Genomic DNA, 22,472 nt, shown 5'->3' with positions numbered 1-22,472 from the left:
CACACCCAGGCGCGTCTCAGGGAAGGTCCGGAATCCAGTTTCCGTGGAATCCCAGCGGCACCCGCACCGGAAGGTGCACCCGGGCCACCGGCTCGCCCCCGAAGTCCTGGGCCGCCAGCACCAGCAGGTCCGTCGCCTCGCGCAACGGGTCGTAGGCGAAGGCCAGTACCCACCCCTCGTCCTCCCCCGCGCCCGGTCCCGCCGGGACGAAGACGCCCTCCCCCACGTCACCGCCCGGCCCCACGGCGAACTCCGTGCTCGTGCCGCGCTCCAGGTCGTACTTGACGAGCCCGGCGCCGTAAGCGCCCTCGTCCCCCGCGTGCTCGCGGGCCCGCATCGCGTAGCCGTAGCGGTGCGGCCCGGTCAGCCGCCGCGGATCGGTGCGCGGGAACTCCACCGGCCGGTCGTCCAGCTGCTGCCGCCGGACCGTTCCGGCGGCCAGGTCGACGGTCCAGCGCTCCAAGTGGGCGGGGTGGTCGTCGGGGCCGGGCCGTTCGCCGTCGAAGAGGCGCTCGTAGCGGACGAGATGGACGGTGATGAAGCGGCCGCCGTGCTCGTAGGCGTTCATGGGGTGGAAGACGAAACAGGGGTCGATGTCCAGCCAGCGCACCTCCTGCGCACCGCCCTCGCGCGGCAGCACCCCCAGCCGGGCGGGCCGCCCGGGATCCCAGGCGTAGGGGAAGCCGTCGCCGGTGCGGCCGGTGAAGACGACCGGCAGGTCGTACAGCAGCACGTAGTGCTCGGTGAGCGAGAAGTCGTGCATCATCGGCCGCCCCCGCACGGGGATGTCGACGTGCCGGCGCACACAGCCATCGGTGCCCGCGACGACGTACTGCACGTACGGCCAGGCCCAGCAGTACGAGACGGCGTGCAGCTCGCCGCTGTGCGGGTCGAGGACCGTGTGCGCGGACAGACCGCCGGGCAGTGTGCCGTGGAAGTCGAAGGGGCCGACGGTGAACAGCTCGGGATCGAGCTCGTAGGGAAGCGAGCCGCCTTCGACGAGCGCCAGGTAGTGCCCGGCGAAGAACTGCACATGGGTGTTGGGCGCGAAGTCCATGCCCAGGTGGCGCGGCCCGTGCAGCAGCTTCTCGCCCAGCCGCCCGGCGACGGCGTCGCTGCGCACCCAGCGGTTGCGGTACCACTCGGCGCGGCCGTCGCGCAGCCGGACACCGTGGATCATGCCCTCGCCGCCGAACCAGTGGTACGCCGAGATGTCCTCCACGTGCAGGGGGTTGGGGCCGTTGCGCAGGTAGCGGCCGCGCAGGCGGGAGGGAAGGTGGCCGGTGACGGGCAGGTCGAGCGCGGTGACCTCGTCGTGGACGGGCGCGAAGAGGCCGCTGAGAAAGGGGTTGGTGTGGTCGGTGCGGTCGTACGCACGCCGGTCGGTCATGCCGCTCACCTCCGCCGGCCTCCCCCGGCCACCGCCGGTCGGATCCCCCAGTGAGGAGGCCGTCCTCCCACCATCCAGCGGAAGGGGACGTTCGGCCAGCCTCCACCTTGCCGTCGGCCGTGCGTTACCGACATCCGTTTCCATGCCCGTAACGCCTGGAGAAGCGCAGGGCACGGGCAGGACAAGAGCAGCCCAATAAACGGCTGCCGGGCAACCCTGTCCGCGTGTTCCCGCCTCTTTACCGGTGAGCTTTACCGGACCGAACACGAGTACCCACCACGGGGGCAGGGAGTTGAGAGGCACATGGGCCTGACCAGCCGGTCACTCTTGTACACGGTGGTTTTTGCCGCCGTGTTGTGCGTGGGACTCACGGTATGGGTTTGGCCGCGCCTGGCCGGGCGCGGCTGGCTGCCGGTGCTGGGCAGGCTGGGCTCCATCGCGGCGACCCAGCTGTCGATCATCGCGGCGCTGGCCCTGGCGGTGAATTCCAGCTTCGAGTTCTACGGAACCTGGAACCAGCTGTTCGGCCGGGTCGACAAGGCGCCGGTCAATGTGAACGAGATCGGCAGCAGCGGGCCGTACGCCACGGTCGGGGCGACGAAGGACGGGCTGGTGCAGCCCGCAGGGCCGCAGGGGCTCGACAAGGTCGGCGGAATTCCCCGGGGCCCGGCCGACAAGGAGGGCAAGGTCCAGTCCGTCCGCATCATCGGCCAGCGCTCCCGGGCCATCAACCCGGCATTCGTCTATCTCCCGCCGCAGTACTTCCAGAAGCAGTACGAGCGCCACCGCTTCCCCGTGATGGTGGTCATCAGCGGGTACCCCGGCGGCATCATGAACCTCGCCCAGCACCTCCAGGTGCCGCAGACGGCGGGGAAGCTGCTCTCGGAGAACAAGATGCAGCCGACGATCATCGTGATGGTCCGGCCGACGATCGCGCCGCCGCGCGACACCGAGTGCGTGGACGTGCCCGACGGGCCGCAGGCGGAGACCTTCTTCGCCAAGGACCTGCCCGACGCGCTCAGGAGCACCTACCGCGTCGGCCACGACCCGAGCGCCTGGGGCGTCCTCGGCTACTCCTCGGGCGGCACCTGCGCCCTGCAGCTGGCGATGCGCGAGCCGAACGTCTACCCCGCGGCGGCGGCCCTCTCCGGCGACTACAAGGTGGGCAACGACCTGACCACCGGCAATCTCTTCGGCTCCGGCCCGGACGCCAAGCAGAAGCAGCACGAGCACGATCTGATCTGGCGGCTGCAGAACATGCCCGTGCCGAGGGTTTCGGTGCTGGTGACCAGCAGCAAGAAGGGCGAGAAGAACTACGGCGAGACGGAGAAATTCCTCAAGGCCGTCAAGCAGCCCATGACCGCCTCCTCGATCATTCTTCCGGAAGGCAGTCACCACTTCACCACCTGGCGCCGGGAAATCGGCCCGGTGCTGGAGTGGATGAGCCAGCAGCTCACCTTCCCGCAGGACACCCAGGACAAGCAGGACACGTCCAAGCCGGCCGAGGACCAGAAAAAGGCCGACGAGCAGAAGAAAGCCGACGAGCAGAAAAAGGCCGAGGAGCAGAAGAAGGCCGAGGAGGAAAAGCAGAATTCCGGGGACGACGGCCAGGACGGCTGATCACCCCCGCTGATCACCCCGGCCCTTCGCCCAACTCCTCGCCCAGCCAGCCGAAGGCCGCCGGATACAGCGTGATCCATGTGCCGTAGTTGTGCCCGCCCGTGGCCAGCAGCATCGTCTTGAGCCGGACCCTGCTGCCCGCCGCCTCCCGCTGGAATTCCTCGATGTAGCGCGGCGGGCTGACCCGGTCCTGGCGGGACGTGGCGAGGAACAGCCCGACGTCGGCCTTGGAATCCCGCACCAGCCGCGTCGGGCTGTTGCGTCTGCGCAGCTCGGGGTCGCTGAGCGTGCTCCCGGTCCCGTCGAGGGGGTCCGGGTCCAGGCCGACGCCCGCGCCGAAGACCTTGGGGTACTGCAAGGGCAGCTTCACTGCGCAGAAGCCGCCCGTGGAGATGCCGAGCACCCCCCAGGAGTGCGGCGCCCGCCCGGTGCGGAAGTGGCTGCGGACGAGCTCGGGGACGTCCGAGGCGAGCCAGGTGGCCACCTTGCGGTCGCGGACGTCGGAGCAGTCTGTGTCCACCCCGCCGGGGTTGATGATGGGGACGGCCAGGATGAAGGGGCGGGTGCCGCCCGCCTTGAGCAGCCGCTCGTAGGCCCCCGGCATCTTGCCCTGCTCCATCCACGACTGCGGCGAGCCGGGCACGCCGTGCAGCAGCAGGACCACGGGGAAGGCGGTGTGGCGGTAGGCGGGTTCGTCGTACTGCGGCGGGGTCCAGACCATCACCTGGCCGGAGAGCTTGGAGCGGGACCCGCGGAAGTACGTCTCCCTTATGCCGTTGTCCCCCCGGGTGAACTTCGCGCGCTGGGCGGGCGGTCCGGGCATCGCGACCGGGCCCGTGTCACCGGTCCGCCCGAACAGGTCGCTCCAGGAGGCGTAGAGACCGTAGCTGCTGTTGATCCACACCGCGACGACGCAGATCGCGGTCGCCTGGCACAGCCCGATCAGCGCGATCCGGCCCAGCCAGCGCACCGGACGCGGCCCCGGGATCTTGGGCCAGAGCAGCAGCGCGGCCACGACGGCCAGTACACAGGCCGCGATGAGCAGTGCGAAGAACGCGGTTCCGGTGAGGCTGAGACTCATCCCGCGGGCGCTCCCTCGGCTCGGTGGCGGGGCGGCTCGACGACTCGCAGCCACGAACCCTAATCGAGGGGACGGGGCAGCGGCGGAGCAATCGCGTCAGCAGTACCCGGACGGGTCGGCAGGGGAGGCGGTGTGGCCCAGGGCCGTCACCGAACAGGTGAAGAGCAGTTCGCCGTCCTGGTGGCCGTTGACGCGGGTGACCCAGGAGCCCGAGGCGTCCTCTTCGTCGCGCTCGGCCTCTATGCGGCAGGGGCTGGTGAGCTCGGCGTAGCGGCGGAAGGTGCCCGTGAGGGCGGTGGGGGAGATCGCCGGGTACGGCGCGAGGGCGCATGCCGCCTGCCGGGCGGCCTCCAGCAGCACCATGCCGGGGATGTGGTCGACGGGATGGTCGAAGAGGATCGGGTGCCGCTGGTCGGCGCGGATCAGCCAGCGGCCGGGGCCGCCCTCGGCCTCCGCGGAGAGGACCACGTCGAAGGGGGAGAGGCGGCCGACCGCCCGGGGCGGCACCGGGGCGCCGAGCGGGGCCGGCGGGCCGGGTGGCAGCGGGCCGCGCAGCCGCCTGTAGACCTCCGGCGAGGTGCAGGTGTAGGAGGCGCTGCCGGTCGCGGCGACCTCGCCGTCGCGGCGTATGACGACCTCGTAGCGCATCGCGGCCAGCATTCCGCCGCGGCGCCGGACGTGGGAGCAGACCACGTCGAGTTCGAGCTCGGCGGGGGCGTCGCCGAGGACGAGCCGTTCCGCGACGACCGAGTAGTCCAAGTGCCACATAAGGAACTGATAGCCCAGCGGTACGTCGAATTCCGCATGGGCCAGAAGAGATCCGATCTGCCGTACGGTCTCGGCCACCAGCATCGGATCGTGGCGTAAGCCCTGAAGGGGGGTGAAGAAGCTGTGGCCGCGAGGCCATTGCGCAGTGACCCGGAATCGATCCTCTGCCTGTCTGCGCCAGCCGGTCAGCAGAACTTCGGCGACCGCGGCCCGGTGGACGTACTCGCGGGGAACGGTGGTGGTCAGCCGGGGTAAGGCGGGTACTAAGGGCGAGGGAGCGGAGGCGGCCCCGGACATGTTTCCCCCTCAGGTCACTGAGCGGCCCGGCAGGTTGGCGCTCATAGTTAAGATGCGGACTAACCCGATATTCCGAGAGTGTTACCGTTCCCGTGGTCAACGCCCTTCATGGCCAAGGTACAAGCTGGTTGACGGCCAATCGGCTCGGATGTGACTCACCTCTCGCAGTTGGTCCGTACCGGGAGAACATTCCGTCGTTAACCCCGACAGTGGAGGTCCAAGTGGCCGGGCAGCTGCGCCGCATACGGCTGGCAGCCGTCAATATCGACGGCGTTCTTCTCAATGACACGTTCAGCCCGGTGATCCACCACTTCGTGACCAGCCGGGGCGGCCGGTACACCGCCGACATCGAACGGGCGGTCTTTTCCCAGCCGCAGCTCATCGCCGCAAAGGCGCTCGGCGAGGCGGCGGGCGTGGACTGGACGCCGCAGCAGGTGCTGGAGACCTACTTCGAGGAGCGCGCCGCCCATCTGCGCCGCGACCCGGTCCGACTGCTCGACGGCGCGGTGGAGCTGCTGCACCGGCTGCGCGCTCTCGGGCTGCGCACGGTCTGCTACGGCGGCCTGGACGCCTCGCACTTCACCCGGTTCCTGGGCGAGCACGCGGACCTCTTCGACGGTCCCGGCTATGTGTGCACCAATGACTTCCGGCCGGGCGTCGCGGAGATCACCGAGGATGTCTTCGGGCTCCGCCCCGACGAGGCGCTCTTCGTCGACGACGTGGCCCGGGTCGCCGAGGCCGCCCGTGACCTGGGCGTGGCCTTCATCGGCCACCCCTCCGGATTCCCGCACGGCTTCCAGCGCGAGGCGATGCGTGCCGCGGGCGTGCGGCACCTGGCCGGCTCGCTGTCGGAGATCGACGAGGCGCTGCTGCGTCGCGTCGACGAGGAGGCCGTGGCGGGGACGGTGTGGGCGTCGGCTGACCAGAGCTGACAGCCCACCAACAATGCCGCCAACGCGGTTAATGCAATCACTGCAGCCGGTGCTGCCGATGCGGCCAGTGCTGCCAACTCATGGGGAGAGTTACGAAGATGACCGTTGAGTGCGGGATTCTGCAGGGCAAGGTTGTACTGATCACGGGTGCCAGCAGCGGCATAGGTGCGGCCGCCGCCCGGGTGTTCGCGCGCGAGGGAGCCAAGGTCGTACTCGCCGCGCGGCGCGAGGAGCGGCTGCGCGAGCTGGTGGCGGAGCTGCGCGACAAGGGCGCCGAGGCGGAGTACGTGGTGGCGGACATGGTCCGCCGCGAGGACACCCGGCAGGCCGTCGCCGTCGCCGTCGAGACGTTCGGGCGGCTGGACGGCGCCTTCAACAACGCCGGTTGGGGCCAGGGGCGCACCCCGCTGCACGAGATGGACGACGAGCTGTACGACCAGATCATGGACGTCAACGTGCGCGGCGTCTGGAACTGCCTGCGCGACGAGATCGCGGCCATGCTGGAGACGGGCGGCGGTGCGATCGTGAACAACAGCAGCGTCGCCGCCCTGCTGGCGACCCCGGTCGCGGCGCCCTACGTGGCGTCCAAGCACGCGGTCGTCGGGCTGACCAAGGCGGCAGCCGCCGAGTACGCGGCGGCCGGGATCCGGGTCAACTCCGTTGCGCCGGGTACCACGCGCACCGAGGTCGTCTCCGAGTGGTTCGACAACAACCCGGGCATCGAGGAGATGCTGCACCAGGCCACACCGCAGCCGCGCACCGCGGAGCCGGAGGAGATCGCGGAGGCGGCGGCCTGGCTGCTGAGCGACCGCGCGTCCTTTGTCACGGGCCAGACCGTGCCCGTGGACGGAGGCTTTACCGTGGTATGAATTGCGCCAGATTGCTTTGCCGGTCTTGATAGGATACGTACTCGCCGGTTTGATTTCGGGGGCGACAGCGGCACGGCATCAAGGCGGCGGCGTGTCGCCCTCGCCCGCCGGGATGCGGTGAGGCGACCTATGTGATCCGGAGGCAGACCGTGGCAAAGCAGGACCGTGCGATCAGGACTCGCCAGTCCATTCTGGAAGCGGCCGCGGTGGTGTTCGACGAGCGGGGCTACGACGCCGCCACCATCACGGAGATCCTGGCGCGGGCCGAGGTCACCAAGGGGGCGTTGTACTTCCACTTCGCCTCCAAGGAAGAGCTGGCGCTCGCCGTGATCGACGCGCAGATGCCCGACACCGTGCAGCCGGCGGCTCCGACCAGCTCCTCCAAGATGCAGGAGCTGGTCGACATGGGCATGATCTTCGCCCACCGGCTGCTCGACGACGCACTGCTGCGCGGCAGCGTCCGGCTCACGCTCGACCACGGCTCCACCAACCTCAACCGCAGCAGTCCGTTCCACGGGTGGACCGAATTGCACACGCGCATCCTCACCGAGGGCAAGGAGCGCGGCGAGGTGCTCCCGCACGTCGTCCCGGCGGACACCGCCGAGCTGATCGTCGGTGCCTACGCGGGCATCAACACCATGTCCCAGGCGGTCTCCAACCGGGTCGACCTGGAGCGCCGGGCCACCGTGCTCTACGAGCACCTGATGCCCAGCATCGCCGTGCCCTCGGTGCTGGCCCGCCTGGACATGGCCCCCGGTCGCGGCGCCCGCGCCCTGGCCGAGGTGGAGCGGATGCGCAAGAGCGCGCTGGACGCCTCCGAGGCGGATGAGGCCGAAGAGCTCGGCGCCGCCCCCGCCGGCGTCGCCTGACCTGCGCTTCCCCTTCCTTCTGTACCTCCCTTCTGCGTCGGTTCCCTGGCACATCCATGCCCAGGCGGACTGCTGTGCGAAGATCAAACCGTCCTTGCGGTATGGAATTTGCTCCCGTCAACGGCTCCCCGGGGCGTTGACGGCGGTTTTCGGACGCATCTTCGGGACTGCCACCTGCCCGCGATCCGCCTGCGAGCGGCCTTCGAACGTCCTCGCCCAGGCTCACTGGGGAAAGCCCTAGAGAGCGGCGCTCGTGTTGACACACGAGCGAGCCGGTTTTTTGACTGAGGCCCTCGCGGTGCCGAGGGTGCCGAGGTATGAGGGAGTCGAGCACATGGTGTCCGTCACCGCCCGTCCGCCCACCGCCGGGGCGCCGCTGCGACCGCGCAGGGACGCCGCGCTCGCGGCCCGTCTCGCCGTATCGGCAGCGGCCGTGGAGGGCACCGTCACCGACGGCGCCCGGCTGCGCACCGCGGACTTCGCGGCGTGGCTCGCCGGCCGCGGCCGCGCCCACGCCTTCCGGGTGGACCGCATCCCGTTCGCCGCCCTGGAGGGCTGGTCCTTCGCGGAGGACACCGGGAACCTGGTCCACCGCAGCGGGCGGTTCTTCACCGTCGAGGGGCTGCGCGTCACCGGCGCCCCGCCGCCCTGCGAGGCCTGGCACCAGCCCGTCATCAAACAGCCCGAGGTGGGCATCCTCGGCATCCTGGCCAAGGAGTTCGACGGGGTCCTGCACTTCCTGATGCAGGCCAAGATGGAGCCCGGCAACCGCAAGCTGCTCCAGCTCTCGCCGACCGTGCAAGCCACCCGGAGCAACTACACCAAGGTCCACCGGGGCGCCGACGTGAAGTACATCGAGCACTTCGTCCGGCCGGGCGCGGGCCGGGTGCTGGCCGACGCGCTGCAGTCCGAACACGGCTCCTGGTTCTACCGGAAGTCGAACCGCAACATGATCGTCGAGGCGGTCGGCGAGGTCGAGGTGCACGACGACTTCCGATGGCTCACCCTCGGCCAGATCGGCGAGCTGCTGAGGCAGGACAACGTCGTCAACATGGACTCGCGCACGGTCCTGTCCTGTCTGCCCTTCGCCGACCCGCACGGCGCCGCCCTGCACTCCGACACGGGCCTGCTGTCCTGGTTCACCGCCGAGCGCTCCCGGCACGAGGTGAGCGCCGAGCGCGTGCCGCTGCGGGACCTGCCGGGCTGGCGGTGCGGCGAGAGCGCCATCGAGCACGAGGACGGGCGTTACTTCCGGGTCGTGGCCGTCTCCGTGCAGGCGGGCAGCCGGGAGGTGGCCCACTGGACGCAGCCGCTGTTCGAGCCGGTGGGGCTGGGCGTGACGGCCTTCGTGACCCGCACCTTCGGCGGGGTGCCGCACGTGCTCGCCCACGCCCGGGTCGAGGGCGGCTTCCTCGACACCGTGGAGCTCGGCCCCACCGTGCAGTACACCCCCGGCAACTACGCCCACCTCGTCCCCGGCGACCGGCCGCCGTTCCTGGACCTGGTGCTGGACGCCGCCCCGGGGAAGATCCGGTACGAGGCGGTCCACTCCGAGGAGGGCGGGCGCTTCCTCAACGCCGAGAGCCGCTATCTGATCGTCGAGGCCGGCGAGGCGGACGCGCCGCAGGAGGCGCCCGAGGGCTATGCCTGGGTCACCCCGGGCCAGCTCACCTCGCTGGTCCGCCACGGCCACTACGTCAACGTCCAGGCCCGCACCCTGCTGGCCTGCCTCAACGCCACGGAGGCCCGGTCATGACACCACCCCTGCGCTTCGGCGTCCTCGGCTGCGCGGAGTTCGCGCTGCGCCGGATGCTCCCGGCCATGGCGCAGGCGGAGGGCGTCGCGATCACGGCCGTCGCCAGCCGCGACGGCCGCAAGGCGAAGGAGGCCGCGGCCCGGTTCGGCGCTGCCCCCGTCGAGGGCTACGAGGGCCTCCTGGAGCGCGACGACGTCGACGCCGTGTACGTGCCGCTGCCCGCCGCCCTGCACGCCGAGTGGGTCGAAAAGGCGCTGCTGGCCGGTCGGCACGTGCTGGCGGAGAAGCCCCTGACCTGCGACCCGGCCCGTACGGCCGAGCTGCTGGACCTCGCGCGGGAGCGCGGCCTGGTGCTGGTGGAGAACGTGCTGTTCGTGCACCACTCGCAGCACACGGTCGTACGGAACCTGGTGCGCGACGGCGCGATCGGCGAGCTGCGGGCCTTCCACGCGGCCTTCACCGTGCCGGCGCCGGCCGAGGGCAACATCCGGCTCAGCCGGGAGCTTGGCGGGGGCGCCCTGTGGGACGTGGGCATCTACCCGGTGCGCGCGGCCGTGCACTTCCTGGGCGACGCCTTGGAGGTGGTGGGCGCACACCTGACCACGGGCGCCGGGCGCGAGGTCGACACCGCCGGCGCGGCACTGCTGCGCGCGCCGGGCGGTGTGACTGCACAGCTCACGTTTGGCATGGAACACGCCTACCGCAACGCCTACGAACTGCACGGCAGCGAAGGCCGGATCACCGTGGAACGGGTCTTCACTCCGCCCGCCGACCACCACCCCTTGGTGCGCGTCGAGACTGCCTCGGGCGCCGAGGAACTGCGGCTGGACCCCGACGACCAGGCGGTGAACGCTCTCACCGCCTTCGCCGGGGCGGTACGGGCCGGGTCGGCTCCGGGCCGTGACGTCCGGGCGGAGGCCGTACTGCTGGGCGCCATCCGGGCGTCAGCCGGCGGCGGGCACCGCTGAGGCGTCGCGGTCGGCCGTCTCCAGGATCTCCAGGGCCACCGCGAGCAGGGCGCGCCGTTTGCTCTCCGCGTCGCCCTGCAGCGTCTCCAGGGTCAGCGCGCCGTAGTGGACGGTCAGCAGCGCGCTCGCGTAGCGGACCTGGGTGTCCAGTGCGCCGTCTCCCGCGTGCAGGAGCCGGGAGACGGCGTTGACGCGCTCGCGCTGGGCCCGGCCGATACTCAGGTTCCGCAGCGTCGCCTGGTTCTCCTGCATGATGCGGTAGATCGGGGCGGCATCGCGCAGCGCCTCGCTGTAGCGGCTCAGCAGCTCGCGCTTGGTCTCCAGGGTGGGGGGGCTGTGCCTCGCCCCACGAGACGAGCTCGTCGACGGGCCTGCCGAGCTGCTCGGAGAGGGCGCCGAGGATGTCCTCCTTGGTCTTGAAGTGGTAGTACAGCGCGGCCTTGGTGACCCCGAGCTCCTCGGCGATCTCCCGCAGCGAGGTCTTCTCGTACCCCCGGGAGACGAAGAGGCCGAGGGCCGTCTGCTGGATGCGCTCGCGGGTGTCGCTCTTGCGTGCCTGTGGCGTGCTGCTGCCCATGGGCTCACTCCTTAACTGTCGTCGTGAACCGGCCGCCCAGCGGATCTTACTTGACGCCCGGCAAGTGGGCGGGCGACCTTCCTCCGATACCAACTAGGCCGGTCAGCAGGTAAGTCACGGCCCGGACGGGGTGGCCTCGGGAACGATCCGGCCACGATCCCCGGCGTGGGTTGGTATCTGAGTGAGCATCAGGCCAAAAAAACCATACTTGACGCCCGGTTAGGACCCACATAACCTTCCCGCTGAGCTGACTAGCCTGGCGGCGAGTACGTAAATGCGCCGTGGACCGAGGGGATGGTGTGCGTCGACATGGCACGACCCGCTGCTGCCGCAATCGACTACTACGCCGCACACGACTTCTACGCGGCCGATGACCACACGGCCGACGACAGTGCGGTGCCCGGCCGCGCGGACGGGGACGGCGGGGTGCCCGCGGTCTTCGAGGGGCTGAGCGTCCCGGTGCGGACCGCGGCCTCCCTGCTGGGGGTCTCGCCGTGGACCGTTGCGCACCTGATCGAGCGCGGCGAGCTGTGCAGCGAGCGTGGCGGGCAGTACCGCTACGTCACGCTGACCAGCATTTTTTCCTATCGGCGGCGCGCCCGTTAATTCCGGCCGACCGACAGCGGTACCACTTGACGCGAATGAGTGAAACCCCGGAACCTCCCGAATGGCCCGGAGTTATTCAGATTGCTTTCTCAGTGGGGGCGCTACTCGATCGAAAGGCATAGACGTGCTCAAGAAGGTACTTGCCACGGCCGCCATGACGGCGTCCGCCGTCGGCGCCATCGCCACCCCTGCGATGGCCATCGGGGACGACCGGGATGTCGCCAACGCCAATGGCGCGAAGACCGGTTACGGCAACACTGTGACGGGTGGCAAGGAAAGCCCGCAGATGAGCCTGATCCAGGGCACGCTGAACAAGCCGTGCGTCGCGATCGGAAAGATTGGCGTCCAGTCGCTCATCGGCGCGGTCAACGTCGGCCTCCAGGATGTGCCGATCCTGTCCTCGCAGCAGCAGCAGCAGTGCGCGGACAACTCGACGATCAACGACGGCGACGACCCGCTGTCGCACCTCGTCGACGAGATCCCGATCCTGTCGGGCAACGGATCGGGCAACGGCCACTAGGACCGTATCGGACGAGCAATCCGGGAAGTTCCCCCTGTGGCGGGTGTGCGGGACCCGTCGCAGGGGGATTCTGTTTGCCGGTAATTATTCTGATAGCCCCGCGCAGTGGGCCGAACGCATGAAGCCACATAACCTCGGCCGTCGGCTCCGGTTAGGAAGGTAGTTCTTCTCATTCTGCGATCCGGAGCGAAGGAATACACGTGATCAAGAAAGTTGTGGCCACGGCCGCGCTGGCGGTCTCCGCACTGGGGAGCACCGCCGCACCCGCCATGGCGATGAGCGGCGACGGCAGGGACGTCTACAACGCGAACGGCGCTTCTCAGATGTACGGGAACACCTGGACCGGCGGCTATATGAGCCCGCAGATGGGGCTGATCAACGGCTCGCTCAACAAGCCGTGCATCGCCATCGGCAAGCTGGGCGTCCAGTCCCTCATCGGCGTGCTCGGCGTCGGCCTCCAGGACATCCCGATCCTGTCCTCGCAGCAGCAGCAGCAGTGCACCGAGAACTCGGTCATCAACGACGGCGACGACCCGCTGTCGCACATCCTCGACGACGTCGCGATCCTGTCGGGCAACGGATCGGGCAACGACAGCCTGTAGCAGTGAGCTTGTAGAACGCACAGCAGGAGCCGCCCCGGGAATCCCCGGGGCGGCTCCTCGTGCGGGCAGGCTCCGCGGTCTGCGTCAGCGCACGCCGGCGTGCAGCCAGTCGACCTTCTCGTACAGGTCCTCGTCCGAGAGCGAGGCCAGCATCTCGTTGCGCGCCTTGGCCTCCTCGCCCGCCGGGTGGTAGAGCTGCCGGCCCATCTCCCGCGCCACCAGCTGCGTCCGCGCGGTCCGTTCGCGCCGCTCGGCGTTGTACTTCTCCAGCCGCCGGGCCAGTTCGCCGCCCTCGCCGTCCGCGCCGTCCAGCAGGTCGCCGAGGAGCACCGCGTCCTCCAGCGCCATGCAGGCGCCCTGCGCCGCGTACTGGAGCATCGGGTGGGCCGCGTCGCCCAGCAGCGCCACCCGGCCGTCGGTCCAGCCCGCCACCGGGTCGCGGTCGCACAGCACCCAGGCCCGCCAGTCGCGGCCCAGCTCCAGCAGCTGCTGGGCGGCGTTGCCCAGCGCCGGGAACTCGGCGATCACGCGGTCGGTTTCCACCGGCAGTCCGGCCACCGGGTCGGTGGCGGCGTCGTCGCGGGTCGCCGCGAGGTTGAGGAACTTCCTGCTGGCGATCGGGTAGTGCACGAAGTGCCACTTGGGCCCGGCCCACAGGGTCACGCAGTTCCAGCGCAGGTCCTCGGGCACCTCCGCCATCGGGATCACCGAGCGGTAGATGGTGTGCCCGGACACCCGCGGCTCGCCGTCGTCGACGAGCTGGCGGCGCACCGCCGAGCGGATGCCGTCGGCCCCGATCAGGGCCTCGCCGGTGAAGCGGCGCCCGGCCTCGGTCTCCACGGTCACCGAGGTCTCGTCCTGCTCGTAGCGCACCACGGACTGCCCGCCCAGCAGGGTGACGGCGGGGTCCTTGCGGCAGGCGTCGAGCAGCGACTGGAAGAGGTCGCCGCGGTGCACCACCGCGTACGGGTTGCCGAAGCGCTCGCGGTAGGCGCCCGTCAGCGGCATGGCCGCCACCCGCTCGCCGGTGGTGCCGTCCATGAACCGCAGCTCGTCGATGAGGACGGCCGTGGCGAGCGCCGCCTCGCGCACCCCGAGCCGGCCGAGGGCGTGGAAGGCATTGGGGCCCAGCTGGATGCCCGCGCCGACCTCCCCGAAGACGTCGCTGCGCTCCAGGACGGTCACCTGGTGGCCGCGGCGGGCAAGGGAGATCGCCGCGGCAAGGCCGCCGATGCCGCCTCCGGCGATGAGGATCTTGGCCATGTCGTCTCTCGCTGTCCTCTCTCGGTTCGCTCGGTTCGCTGAGGTCGCTCGGTTTCAGGTATTCCCGCCGCGGCGCGCGGTCAGAGCGCGGCCTTGCGGTCCAGGACGAGATCGTGGCCGACCACATAGGAGGCTTCGTCGGAGGCGAGCCACAGCACGGTCTCGGCTATCTCCTCGACCTTCGCCCCGCGGCCCAGCGGGCAGGGGCTGATCGCATTGATCCGTATGCCCTTGTCGATGTATTCGCGCGCCGCGGTCTGGGTGAGCGTGCTGACCGCCGCCTTGGACGCGGCATACGCGCCCAGGCCCGGCAGCATGCCCTGACTGCCGATGTTGCTGGCGGTGTTCACGATCACGCCGCCGCCGTTCTTCTCCATGTGTGCGATCTCGTGCTTCATCGACAGCCAGACGCCCGTGAGATTGGCCGCCAGGGTCTCGCCCCAGACGGCTTCGGCAATCTCGGCGACGGGCTGGTTCGGCCCGAGTTCGGTCACATTGTTGAACGCCACGTCGAGCCTGCCGTGGTGCTTGACCACGGTCTGCACGATCCGCTCCGCGTCCTGCTTGCCATGGTGGGAAACATCGCCCTCGATACCGCAAGTGGCCTTGCCGCCCAGTGCGGTTATCTGCTCCACCGTGTCGTGGAGCATCTCGGGGTGACGGCCGGCGACAACGACGGTGGCGCCCTCCCGTGCGAAAGCGAAGGCGGCCGCCCGGCCGATTCCCTCGCCGCCCCCCGTGACCAGGACGACCTTGCCTTCGAAGCGTTTGGACATCTGCCTCTCCCGTTCCTGCTGTCACCGGTCCCGGCTTGTCGGATACCAACACCGGCATCATCGGCCGGATCCGGTGCACAGGTCAGGCCGATTCGGTGCAGTACGTCAGGTAGCCGGACAACAGGCGACGGGACAGGTCGTACCTGACGGAGTACCCCCACCCCGCTTGGGCGGCCGCAAACGCCCGCACAGAATTCATCGCGCCGGTATCGACGAGGAGTTACCCAGAGCGTGAGAGACGGAGAGCAATGATTACGCTTTCGTGGACCCGTCAGGTGAACGACGCCGCGGAGAACGGAAAGCCGGCCACCACTCGTGGCCAGCTGTGGCGGGTCCTTCTGCACAAGGCGGAAAGCCCGGTCGGCTATGTCCCGGCCATCAGCGAGTGCCGGATCATCGAGCGCTACAGCGATGGATTCCTGCGCGAGGCCAGGCGCGGCGATCAGGTCCTCGTCCAGCGGGTCACCCCCGACCAGTCCGCGGGCCGGATCACCTTCCGCCACGTCGACCAGTCCGATCTGGCGGTCATCACCAACCAGATCGGCGAGGACGAGAACGGCAATCTCACCCTCACCCTCAGCATCACGCTCACCGAGGCGCCGTCCTCCGCCGTCCTCGGCAACAACTCCTACCTTCACGAACTCGACGCGGACTTCGCGGCGACTCTGGATGCGATGACCGCTGTGCTGCGCCGCAACGCCGTCAGCGAGTTCGACGCCCTGACGAACTGAGGTGACCGGCATGCGCGACAACCGCTACTCCCGAAGAAGATTCCTCGCGAGCACCGCCGCTGCGGGTACGACCGTGACGGTGCTCGGCACGGCAGCGACCCTGCCCGGCGTCTCCCCGGCCGCGGCCGCGGGTGCGGCCGAGAGCGGCACCGACAGCACCACGTCCGCCGCGTTCGGACCGGTCACCGTCAAGCCCGCCGACCGCCGCTACTCCGACCTGGTCTGGGGCACCAACCGGCGCTGGGTGGGCACCCCCGACTCCGTACGCCTCGTCGGCTCCGCCGAGCAGGTCGTGGCGGCCGTCCAGGAGGCGGTGAGCGCGGGCAAGCAGATCGCCGTGCGCAGCGGCGGGCACTGCTACGAGGACTTCGTCACCAGCGATGACGTCCGCATCGTCATCGACATGTCGTGCATGGACAAGGTCTCCTACGACCCGGGGCGGCGCGCCTTCGCCATCGAGCCCGGCGCCCGCCTCGGCGACGTCTACCGCAGGCTCTACAAGGGCTGGGGCGTGACCATACCCGGCGGCACCTGCCCGACCGTGGGCGCCGGCGGGCACATCGTGGGCGGCGGCTACGGCGCGCTGTCCCGGCTGCACGGGCTCACCGTCGACCACCTCTACGGCATCGAGCTGGTGGTCGTCGACAAGTCCGGCACCGCCAAGAAGATCACCGCCACCCGGGAGGACTCCGACCCCAACCGCGAGCTGCTGTGGGCGCACACCGGGGCGGGCGGCGGCAACTTCGGAGTGATCACCAAGTACTGGATGCGCACCCCGGGCGCCTTGGGCACCGACCCGGGCAAGCTGCTCCCGCAGCCGCCGTCGGAGGTGATCGTCTCCACCGTCACCTGGTCCTGGGACAAGATGACGGAGGCCGCCTTCAGCACCGTCCTGCGCAACTACGGGCAGTGGTGCCAGGACAACAGCGCCGCGGACTCGCCGTACGCGGGCCTGTTCAGCCAGCTCAAGCCGACCCACAAGTCGGCCGGTTCGTTCTCCATGACGACCCAGATCGACGCGGCCGCCCCGGACGCCTCGCGGCTGCTCGACGACTTCCTCGCCGCGGTCAACAAGGGCAGCGGCGTGGACTACCGGGTGGACGACCGCCGGACGATCTCCTGGCTGCACGCCGTCGCGTACTGGCCCGGTTTCACCGCGCCGGACACCACGACCCGTTTCAAGGCCAAGTCGGCCTACATGCGCAAGGGTTTCCCGGACGCCCAGCTCAAGGCGTTCTACAAGCACCTCACGCGCGACGACTTCGACGGCCCGGCCTCGATCGTGATGATCACTTCCTACGGCGGGAAGATCAACACGGTGGCCCCGGGGGACACCGCGGTGCCGCAGCGCGACTCCGTCATCAAGCTGCACTACATCAGCTTCTGGCAGAACGCCTCGGACGACGACCGGCACCTGTCCTGGATCCGGGAGTTCTACCAGGAGGTCTACGCCGCGACCGGCGGCGTGCCCAAGCCGGGCGACGTCAACGACGGCTGCTTCATCAACTACGCCGACGGCGACCTGAACTCCAGCCAGTGGAACGGTTCCGGAGTGCCCTGGTACGAGCTGTACTTCAAGGGCGGCTACCGCAGGCTCCAGACGGTCAAGGCCCAGTGGGACCCGAAGAACGTCTTCCGGCACGCGCAGTCGATCCAGCTGCCGTAGGCCATTCGCACGCACGTCGAGTAGAGGGGAAGGGCCCTATGTCCTCCGGGCGCGGTTTCGCCCTCCTGGGCACAGTCCAGGTCGTACTGATCCTCGGCATCACGATGCTGTCGCCCGCGCTCCCGGCGATCCAGCATGACCTGGGGCTGTCGGGCGCCCAGCTGACCCTGGTCAGCGCCGCCTACGGGCTCAGCTTCAGCGGTCTGCTGCTGCTGGGCGGCCGGATGGCCGACCTGCTGGGGCGGCGCCGGCTGCTGGTGATCGGGGTCACGGTCTTCGGGATCGCCTCCGCCGCCTCGGCGCTCGCCCCCGGCGCGTACACGCTGCTGGCGGGCCGCTTCGTGCAGGGCGTCGGGGCGGCGCTGGCGGCCCCGTCCGCCATGTCCCTGGTGCGCTCCCTCTACCCGGAAGAGGCCCGGCACGCGAGGGCGCTGGCCGTGTGGGGCGGGCTGGCCGGGTTCGGGGCCACCTCGGGGATGCTGATGTCCGGGGCGGTGTCCACCTGGGTGTCGTGGCGGTGGACGTTCGTGGTGCCGGCCGTCGTCTCGGCGCTCGCCGTGGCGGCCGCGCCCCGACTGCTGCCGCCCGGCCCGGACCCGGTGCGGGTGCGGCTGGACGTGCCGGGCGCGGTGCTGGTCACGGCCGGGCTGACCGCGGCCAGCTACGGCCTGGTGCAGGCGGGCGAGAAGTCCTGGGCGGAGCCGGTGGTGTGGCTGCCGGTGCTGGTGGGTCTGGCGCTGCTGGCCGCCTTCGCGGTGGTGGAGCTGAAGGTGGCCGATCCGCTGGTGCCGCTGCGCTTCCTGGCGCCGCGCCGGCGGGCCACGGCCCTGTGGGCCATCTTGCTCGGCTCGGCCGGCATGTCCACGATCTTCTTCATGCTGTCGCTGTACTTCCAGGAGGTGCGGGACGCCTCCCCGCTGCTGACCTCGGCCGCCTTCCTGCCGTTCAGCGCCGCGCAGTTGGCCGCCGGGGTGTTCGCCGGGCGGCTGATCCAGCGGCTGGGCGCGCGGGTCGTCACGGCGGGCGGCCTGCTGGTGGCGGCCGCCGGACTGCTGCTGATCGCCCAGCTGGAGGCGGACAGCGCGTACGCGGGCACCATGCTGGCCGGGCTGGTGGTCTTCCCCGTCGGCATCGCGTGCGTCTTCTCCGGCTCCACGGTCGTCGCCCTCGACGGGGTGGAGGACCACCGGGCCGGGCTGGCGGGCGGGGTGGTCAACACCGCCATGGAGATCGGCCCGACCGTGGGCCTGGCGGTGCTGGTGTCGCTGGCGACCTCGCACACGGTGTCGCTGCGCGCCGGCGGGCGGGCGGCGGACGCCGCCACCAGCGGCGGCTACGGCTTCGCCCTGGCCATCGCGGCCGCCGCGTTCGCCGTGAGCGCCGTGGTGGCCGCCGTGGTCCTGGGGCGACCCGGACCCTCGGCGCGCAGCGAACCCGCCCGGCCCCAGGAGCGGGCCGCCGTGCCCGCCGCCACACCGGGCAACTAACCGCGGCGGATGGGCCCCAGGGCTCGTCCGTCGCACCAGAACGCATCCATCAAGGAGAGAACCGCACATGACTGCTCGCTTCGCCGGGAAGGTCGCCCTGGTCACGGGGGGCGGCTCCAACATCGGCCGCCAGACCGCGCTCACGTTCGCCCGGGGCGGTGCCACCGTCGCCGTCGTGGGGCCGAGCCAGGGCGAGCTCGACGAGACCGTCAAGCTCATCGAGGCCGAGGGCGGTCACGGCTCGGCGGTCGTCGCCGACGTCACCCGTTCCGAGGACGTGGCGAGGATGGTCGCCACGACCGTCGAGCGCCACGGCGGATTGCACATCGCCTTCAACAACGCCGGGATCGGCGGCAAGCCCGGCCCCAGCTCCGAGCTGGACGAAGCGGTCTGGGCCGCCGTCTTCGCGGTCAACACCACCGGTGTGTGGCTGTCCATGAAGTACGAGATCGAGCACATGCGCCGGCACGGCGGCGGCGTCATCGTCAACTCCGCCTCCAACATCGGCTTCCACGGCCGCCGTCCGGGCATGGGCGCGTACGCCGCCTCCAAGGGCGCGGTGTCCATCCTGACCCGCACCGCCGCCCGCGAGTACATCGCCGAGGGCGTGCGGATCAACGCGGTGAGCCCCGGCGGCACCAACACCCCCATGTCCTACCGGCCGGGCGAGAGCACCGAGGACCGGGACGCGCGGGTCCGCTCCGTGGTGCCGATCGGGCGGGTCGGCGAGACCCAGGAGATCGCCAACGCGGTGGCGTGGCTGGCCTCGGACGACTCGAGCTTCGTGGTCGGCCACGACATGGTGGTCGACGGCGGCGCCACCGCCTGACGCTCGCGCGGACGACGTGAAGGGGCCCCGGTCCGGGTGAGGACGCTGTCTGGTGAATCCGGGGCCCGGTGTCGGCGCACACGTGAACAGTCGTGCCCAGCCGAGTACAGATGAACGTGCCCAGCAGCGCGAATGGCCAAGGGGTTCCTTGACCTGAAGCGTGATTGAGGTTCTACCGTGGCGTCTGGTTGATCATCTGACGACGGGAGACAGCTCGTGATCCTCGTGACCGGAGCCACCGGAAACATAGGCAGGGCCCTGCTGGAGGAACTGCACGCACGCGGGGTCGGTCCGCTCAGGGGGCTCACCCGTGATGCCGCACGGGCCGTCTTCCCCGAAGGAGTCGAGGCCGTGGAGGGCGACTTCGCGAAGCCGGCGTCGTTGAAGCCCGCGCTGGACGGGGTGCGCTCGCTGTTTCTTGTGTCGCGCCTGGGGCCGGACGCCGACATCCTCGAAGTTGCCCGGCAGGCGGGTGTGGAGCACGTCGTGCTGGTGTCGTCAATCACCGTCCAGACCCACCCCCGCCTCGGCCCTGCCGGCGAGAACCTGGCGGTGGAGCAACTGCTCAAGGCAAGCGGCATGGCCTGGACGATCCTGCGGCCGACGCAGTTCGCCTCGAACGCCCTCATGTGGGCGGCTTCCATCCGTGGCCACGAGACCGTCCGGGCGCCGTACGCGGACACTGCACTGCCAACCATCCACCCTGCGGACATCGCGTCGGTGGCACGGGTGGCACTTACCGAGCCCGGCCACCAGGGGCACACGTATGCCTTGACCGGTCCAGAGCCGGTGACCGCTCGGCAGCAGGTCGAGGCCATCGCGGCAACCCTGGGCCGGGAGATTCCCTTCGCCGAGATCAGCCGCCAGGAGGCCCACGCGCAGATGGCCGCGGTCTTCGGGGCCGAGGCCGCGGACGCGGTGCTCGACGTCACGGGCGGAGACGTGAACGACGAGTTGCTGATGGTGCGCGACACGGTTTCACAGGTCACCGGAACGCCGGCCCGCCCGTTTCAGCAGTGGGCTTCAGAGAACGCCCACGCCTTCCAATGAAGCGTCTGAGCCTGAGTGCGTTGATCCGTACTCAGGCGTGACATTCAGGAGTGCGCCGACCAGGCCTATCCGCGTGCGGCGTCCCAGACCGCGCTGGTCCCGAAGTAGGAGTCGTACAGTTCCTGGACTTCGAGAAGGCTCTCCGGCGGCACCTTGCCGTAGCGGATGCGCTCAAGATGGCGGAAGTACTCGAAGCGCTCTACCCCGGGCGTGATGATGACGAGCATGTCCGCAATCTCACCGGGCGCGGCGGCAAAAGCATGCTGCATGCCAGGCGGTACGACGACCACGTCTCCGCGCTCCGCGGTGACTACTTGATCGCCCGACAGTAGCTGGGCGGTGCCATCGAGGACATAGAACATCTCGGCGGACTTGCCGTGGTGATGCGGACGAGCGCCGTTCGCGCCCTTGCCGAGAGTGACACGCATGCTGGAGAGCGCGCCACCCGTGGCGGGGCTGTCGACGAGCAGCTGGTTCGTCACCGGACCGCCCACGCCTGTCAATTCGGCGTCAGCAGCGCGTACGACGACGGTTTCGTCGAAGTCGGGGATGAAGAGAGACATCGCTTACTCCTGAAATGTTGATCACGCCGAAACGTACGTCATGCGCCAGGACGAAGGCCACGGCGGGTTCTGCCGGACAGCGATCACCAGCCGAACGGTCAGGGCAGCGCGCCCCGGTTTTCATAGCCGACAACGCCGTAAGACCCGGCTCCAACCCCGGTTCACCGCAGCCGCGATCAACCTCACCCGGTTCGATGCCTGGACCGCGGACGGGCCCCAGGCCCACACCCGGACCTCCCGCCTGGCAGCGCTTCGTCCCGCCGGATGAACCCGGCGGGACGAAGTGATCAAGTCCCGAATTCGCCAACAGCATCCGGGTGAGGCGCGGGGCCCTTGCGCGCCGTCCCCGCGGTCAGACCCCGAGCGCCGCGCCCCCGTCCACCGTCAGGTCGTGCATGGTGATGTGGGACGCCTGGTCGGACAGCAGGAAGACGACCGCCTGCGCCACGTTCTCCGGCCGGGCCAGCCGCTGCAGGGGTATGCCGACCCGGTAGGCGCTGGCGACGCCCTCGATGGATGCCTTGCGGGCGCCCTCCGCGTCCTTCCACATCGAGCTGAGCATCGGCGTCTCCGTCGAGCCCGGCGCGACGAGGTTGCAGCGGATGCCGTACTTGGCCACTTCCAGCCCGAGGCACTTGGTGAACATCGTCGCCGCCGCCTTGGACGCCGCGTACGCCGCCATCTCCACGCGCGCCGTGCCGGCCGCGTTGGACGCCACCGTCACCAGGGCCCCGTGCCCGCGCGGCACCATGCGGTTGACGACGGCGCGCGAGACGAAGAAGACGCCGGTGGTGTTGACGGCGAAGGTGAACGCCCAGTCCTCGTCGGTGAGTTTGCGGGCTTCGGACAGCCGCAGCACACCGGCTGCGTTGACCAGGTAGTCCAGCGGGCCGAGCCGCCGCTCGACGTCGTCGACCACCGCGTCCACGTCGATGCTGTTGGTGACGTCGGCGGGGAACGCCTCCACGTGGAAGCCGTCGGCGGTGAGCTTTGCCACCGTCGCCCGCAGCCGCGCCTCGTCCTTGTCGACCGCGGCGACGGTCACCTCCCGCTCACCCAGCGAGCGGACCACCGCCTCGCCGATTCCACCGGCGGCCCCGGTGACGAGAGCGATTTTGCCTTCCATATCGCGAACCTCCATACCCGGTGTGTACCGGACGCCGAATTGCGCAAAGAGGACTTCAGACACGTCCGCCTGTCATTTTCGGAGGAATGCCGGTGCACTGTGAAGCCGGTTAATCTCACTCCGTCA

Annotated in this window: 21 protein-coding genes and 1 pseudogene; 14 read left to right on the top strand and 8 right to left on the bottom strand. The window is 70.0% G+C overall.

Features of this window, described 5'->3' with window-relative positions; all coding sequences use genetic code 11:
- Positions 1-16: 16 nt before the first annotated feature.
- Positions 17-1,390 carry a carotenoid oxygenase family protein gene (locus FHS39_RS14880; RefSeq protein ID WP_184349828.1) on the bottom strand — a complete coding sequence of 458 codons (1,374 nt, stop codon included), beginning with the start codon at positions 1,388-1,390 and terminating at the stop codon, positions 17-19.
- 303 nt (positions 1,391-1,693) lie between these two features.
- On the opposite strand from FHS39_RS14880, the gene FHS39_RS14875 reads away from it, so the two are divergent.
- On the top strand, positions 1,694-3,010 hold the full coding sequence (locus FHS39_RS14875) for an alpha/beta hydrolase (RefSeq protein WP_184349827.1): 1,317 nt from the start codon (positions 1,694-1,696) through the stop codon (positions 3,008-3,010).
- Between the two features lie 13 nt (positions 3,011-3,023).
- Here FHS39_RS14875 and FHS39_RS14870 read toward each other — a convergent pair whose 3' ends face one another.
- On the bottom strand, positions 3,024-4,091 hold the full coding sequence (locus FHS39_RS14870; protein WP_184349826.1) for an alpha/beta hydrolase: 1,068 nt from the start codon (positions 4,089-4,091) through the stop codon (positions 3,024-3,026).
- 96 nt (positions 4,092-4,187) lie between these two features.
- A complete protein-coding gene (locus tag FHS39_RS14865; RefSeq protein WP_184349825.1) occupies positions 4,188-5,156 on the bottom strand; it encodes a ScbA/BarX family gamma-butyrolactone biosynthesis protein in 969 nt (322 codons plus the stop codon).
- Positions 5,157-5,377: 221 nt separating this feature from the next.
- On the opposite strand from FHS39_RS14865, the gene FHS39_RS14860 reads away from it, so the two are divergent.
- The 5 genes from FHS39_RS14860 (at position 5,378) to FHS39_RS14840 (ending at position 10,550) form a co-directional block, all read left to right on the top strand.
- Positions 5,378-6,088, top strand: a complete 711-nt coding sequence (locus FHS39_RS14860) for an HAD family hydrolase (protein WP_184349824.1) — start codon at positions 5,378-5,380, stop codon at positions 6,086-6,088.
- A 98-nt stretch (positions 6,089-6,186) separates the two neighbouring features.
- Positions 6,187-6,957 carry an SDR family NAD(P)-dependent oxidoreductase gene (locus tag FHS39_RS14855; RefSeq protein ID WP_184349823.1) on the top strand — a complete coding sequence of 257 codons (771 nt, stop codon included), beginning with the start codon at positions 6,187-6,189 and terminating at the stop codon, positions 6,955-6,957.
- A gap of 149 nt (positions 6,958-7,106) precedes the next feature.
- Complete coding sequence (locus tag FHS39_RS14850) at positions 7,107-7,826, top strand: ScbR family autoregulator-binding transcription factor (RefSeq protein ID WP_184349822.1); 720 nt, start codon at positions 7,107-7,109, stop codon at positions 7,824-7,826.
- Between the two features lie 334 nt (positions 7,827-8,160).
- Positions 8,161-9,582: an NDP-hexose 2,3-dehydratase family protein gene (locus FHS39_RS14845; RefSeq protein ID WP_184349821.1), complete on the top strand. Its 1,422-nt coding sequence runs from the start codon at positions 8,161-8,163 to the stop codon at positions 9,580-9,582.
- Positions 9,579-10,550: a Gfo/Idh/MocA family protein gene (locus tag FHS39_RS14840; RefSeq protein WP_184349820.1), complete on the top strand. Its 972-nt coding sequence runs from the start codon at positions 9,579-9,581 to the stop codon at positions 10,548-10,550. Before FHS39_RS14845 ends, FHS39_RS14840 begins: the two co-directional genes overlap by 4 nt.
- On the opposite strand, the pseudogene FHS39_RS25755 reads toward FHS39_RS14840, so the two are convergent.
- Positions 10,527-11,127, bottom strand: a pseudogene (locus tag FHS39_RS25755) (TetR/AcrR family transcriptional regulator). The gene FHS39_RS14840 and the pseudogene FHS39_RS25755 overlap by 24 nt on opposite strands.
- A 309-nt stretch (positions 11,128-11,436) precedes the next feature.
- Here FHS39_RS25755 and FHS39_RS14830 point away from each other — a divergent pair.
- The 3 genes from FHS39_RS14830 to FHS39_RS14820 all read left to right on the top strand — a co-directional run bounded on the left by FHS39_RS14830 (position 11,437) and on the right by FHS39_RS14820 (position 12,855).
- A complete protein-coding gene (locus tag FHS39_RS14830; protein ID WP_184349818.1) occupies positions 11,437-11,733 on the top strand; it encodes a MerR family transcriptional regulator in 297 nt (98 codons plus the stop codon).
- A 124-nt stretch (positions 11,734-11,857) separates the two neighbouring features.
- A complete protein-coding gene (locus FHS39_RS14825; RefSeq protein WP_184349817.1) occupies positions 11,858-12,253 on the top strand; it encodes a rodlin in 396 nt (131 codons plus the stop codon).
- A 200-nt stretch (positions 12,254-12,453) separates the two neighbouring features.
- Positions 12,454-12,855, top strand: coding sequence for a rodlin (locus FHS39_RS14820; RefSeq protein WP_184349816.1), 402 nt, complete (start codon positions 12,454-12,456; stop codon positions 12,853-12,855).
- Positions 12,856-12,939: 84 nt separating this feature from the next.
- On the opposite strand, the gene FHS39_RS14815 is transcribed toward FHS39_RS14820, so the two are convergent.
- Positions 12,940-14,118 (bottom strand): 3-hydroxybenzoate 6-monooxygenase, encoded by a 1,179-nt coding sequence (locus FHS39_RS14815; RefSeq protein ID WP_184349815.1) that lies wholly within the window; start codon positions 14,116-14,118, stop codon positions 12,940-12,942.
- An 80-nt stretch (positions 14,119-14,198) separates the two neighbouring features.
- A complete protein-coding gene (locus tag FHS39_RS14810) occupies positions 14,199-14,894 on the bottom strand; it encodes an SDR family NAD(P)-dependent oxidoreductase (protein ID WP_184349814.1) in 696 nt (231 codons plus the stop codon).
- Between the two features lie 275 nt (positions 14,895-15,169).
- On the opposite strand from FHS39_RS14810, the gene FHS39_RS14805 reads away from it, so the two are divergent.
- From FHS39_RS14805 to FHS39_RS14785, 5 genes are all read left to right on the top strand, one after another.
- Complete coding sequence (locus FHS39_RS14805; protein WP_052705902.1) at positions 15,170-15,625, top strand: AtaL-like protein; 456 nt, start codon at positions 15,170-15,172, stop codon at positions 15,623-15,625.
- 10 nt (positions 15,626-15,635) lie between these two features.
- Positions 15,636-17,291, top strand: a complete 1,656-nt coding sequence (locus FHS39_RS14800; RefSeq protein ID WP_184349813.1) for an FAD-binding oxidoreductase — start codon at positions 15,636-15,638, stop codon at positions 17,289-17,291.
- 38 nt (positions 17,292-17,329) lie between these two features.
- Complete coding sequence (locus tag FHS39_RS14795) at positions 17,330-18,778, top strand: MFS transporter (protein ID WP_184349812.1); 1,449 nt, start codon at positions 17,330-17,332, stop codon at positions 18,776-18,778.
- Between the two features lie 67 nt (positions 18,779-18,845).
- The gene (locus tag FHS39_RS14790; protein ID WP_184349811.1) at positions 18,846-19,607 is read left to right on the top strand and encodes an SDR family NAD(P)-dependent oxidoreductase; all 762 of its coding nucleotides are present in this window, start codon (positions 18,846-18,848) and stop codon (positions 19,605-19,607) included.
- Positions 19,608-19,823: 216 nt separating this feature from the next.
- Positions 19,824-20,657, top strand: coding sequence for an NAD(P)H-binding protein (locus FHS39_RS14785; RefSeq protein ID WP_184349810.1), 834 nt, complete (start codon positions 19,824-19,826; stop codon positions 20,655-20,657).
- Positions 20,658-20,722: 65 nt separating this feature from the next.
- Here the strand turns inward: FHS39_RS14785 and FHS39_RS14780 are convergent, their stop codons facing one another.
- Both FHS39_RS14780 and FHS39_RS14775 read right to left on the bottom strand, forming a co-directional pair.
- Entirely contained in the window at positions 20,723-21,220 is a 498-nt protein-coding gene (locus FHS39_RS14780) for a cupin domain-containing protein (RefSeq protein WP_120760111.1), read from the bottom strand.
- A 352-nt stretch (positions 21,221-21,572) separates the two neighbouring features.
- Positions 21,573-22,346 (bottom strand): 2,3-dihydro-2,3-dihydroxybenzoate dehydrogenase, encoded by a 774-nt coding sequence (locus FHS39_RS14775; protein ID WP_045932341.1) that lies wholly within the window; start codon positions 22,344-22,346, stop codon positions 21,573-21,575.
- Between the last annotated feature and the right edge of the window lie 126 nt (positions 22,347-22,472).

Source organism: Streptomyces olivoverticillatus, assembly GCF_014203555.1.
GTDB classification, from domain to species: Bacteria; Actinomycetota; Actinomycetes; order Streptomycetales; family Streptomycetaceae; genus Streptomyces; species Streptomyces olivoverticillatus.
Note: the sequence above shows the minus strand (reverse complement) of the source record. Positions and strands in the feature narration are given on the sequence as shown.

Coding starts and splice junctions, on each gene's coding strand:
- FHS39_RS14865 (WP_184349825.1), bottom strand. CDS start 5,156: ATGTCCGGGGCCGCCTCCGCTCCCTCGCCCTTAGTACCCGCCTTACCC.
- FHS39_RS14775 (WP_045932341.1), bottom strand. CDS start 22,346: ATGGAAGGCAAAATCGCTCTCGTCACCGGGGCCGCCGGTGGAATCGGC.
- FHS39_RS14830 (WP_184349818.1), top strand. CDS start 11,437: ATGGCACGACCCGCTGCTGCCGCAATCGACTACTACGCCGCACACGAC.
- FHS39_RS14800 (WP_184349813.1), top strand. CDS start 15,636: ATGCGCGACAACCGCTACTCCCGAAGAAGATTCCTCGCGAGCACCGCC.
- FHS39_RS14780 (WP_120760111.1), bottom strand. CDS start 21,220: ATGTCTCTCTTCATCCCCGACTTCGACGAAACCGTCGTCGTACGCGCT.
- FHS39_RS14870 (WP_184349826.1), bottom strand. CDS start 4,091: ATGAGTCTCAGCCTCACCGGAACCGCGTTCTTCGCACTGCTCATCGCG.
- FHS39_RS14855 (WP_184349823.1), top strand. CDS start 6,187: ATGACCGTTGAGTGCGGGATTCTGCAGGGCAAGGTTGTACTGATCACG.
- FHS39_RS14840 (WP_184349820.1), top strand. CDS start 9,579: ATGACACCACCCCTGCGCTTCGGCGTCCTCGGCTGCGCGGAGTTCGCG.
- FHS39_RS14815 (WP_184349815.1), bottom strand. CDS start 14,118: ATGGCCAAGATCCTCATCGCCGGAGGCGGCATCGGCGGCCTTGCCGCG.
- FHS39_RS14790 (WP_184349811.1), top strand. CDS start 18,846: ATGACTGCTCGCTTCGCCGGGAAGGTCGCCCTGGTCACGGGGGGCGGC.
- FHS39_RS14795 (WP_184349812.1), top strand. CDS start 17,330: ATGTCCTCCGGGCGCGGTTTCGCCCTCCTGGGCACAGTCCAGGTCGTA.
- FHS39_RS14845 (WP_184349821.1), top strand. CDS start 8,161: ATGGTGTCCGTCACCGCCCGTCCGCCCACCGCCGGGGCGCCGCTGCGA.
- FHS39_RS14880 (WP_184349828.1), bottom strand. CDS start 1,390: ATGACCGACCGGCGTGCGTACGACCGCACCGACCACACCAACCCCTTT.
- FHS39_RS14810 (WP_184349814.1), bottom strand. CDS start 14,894: ATGTCCAAACGCTTCGAAGGCAAGGTCGTCCTGGTCACGGGGGGCGGC.
- FHS39_RS14875 (WP_184349827.1), top strand. CDS start 1,694: ATGGGCCTGACCAGCCGGTCACTCTTGTACACGGTGGTTTTTGCCGCC.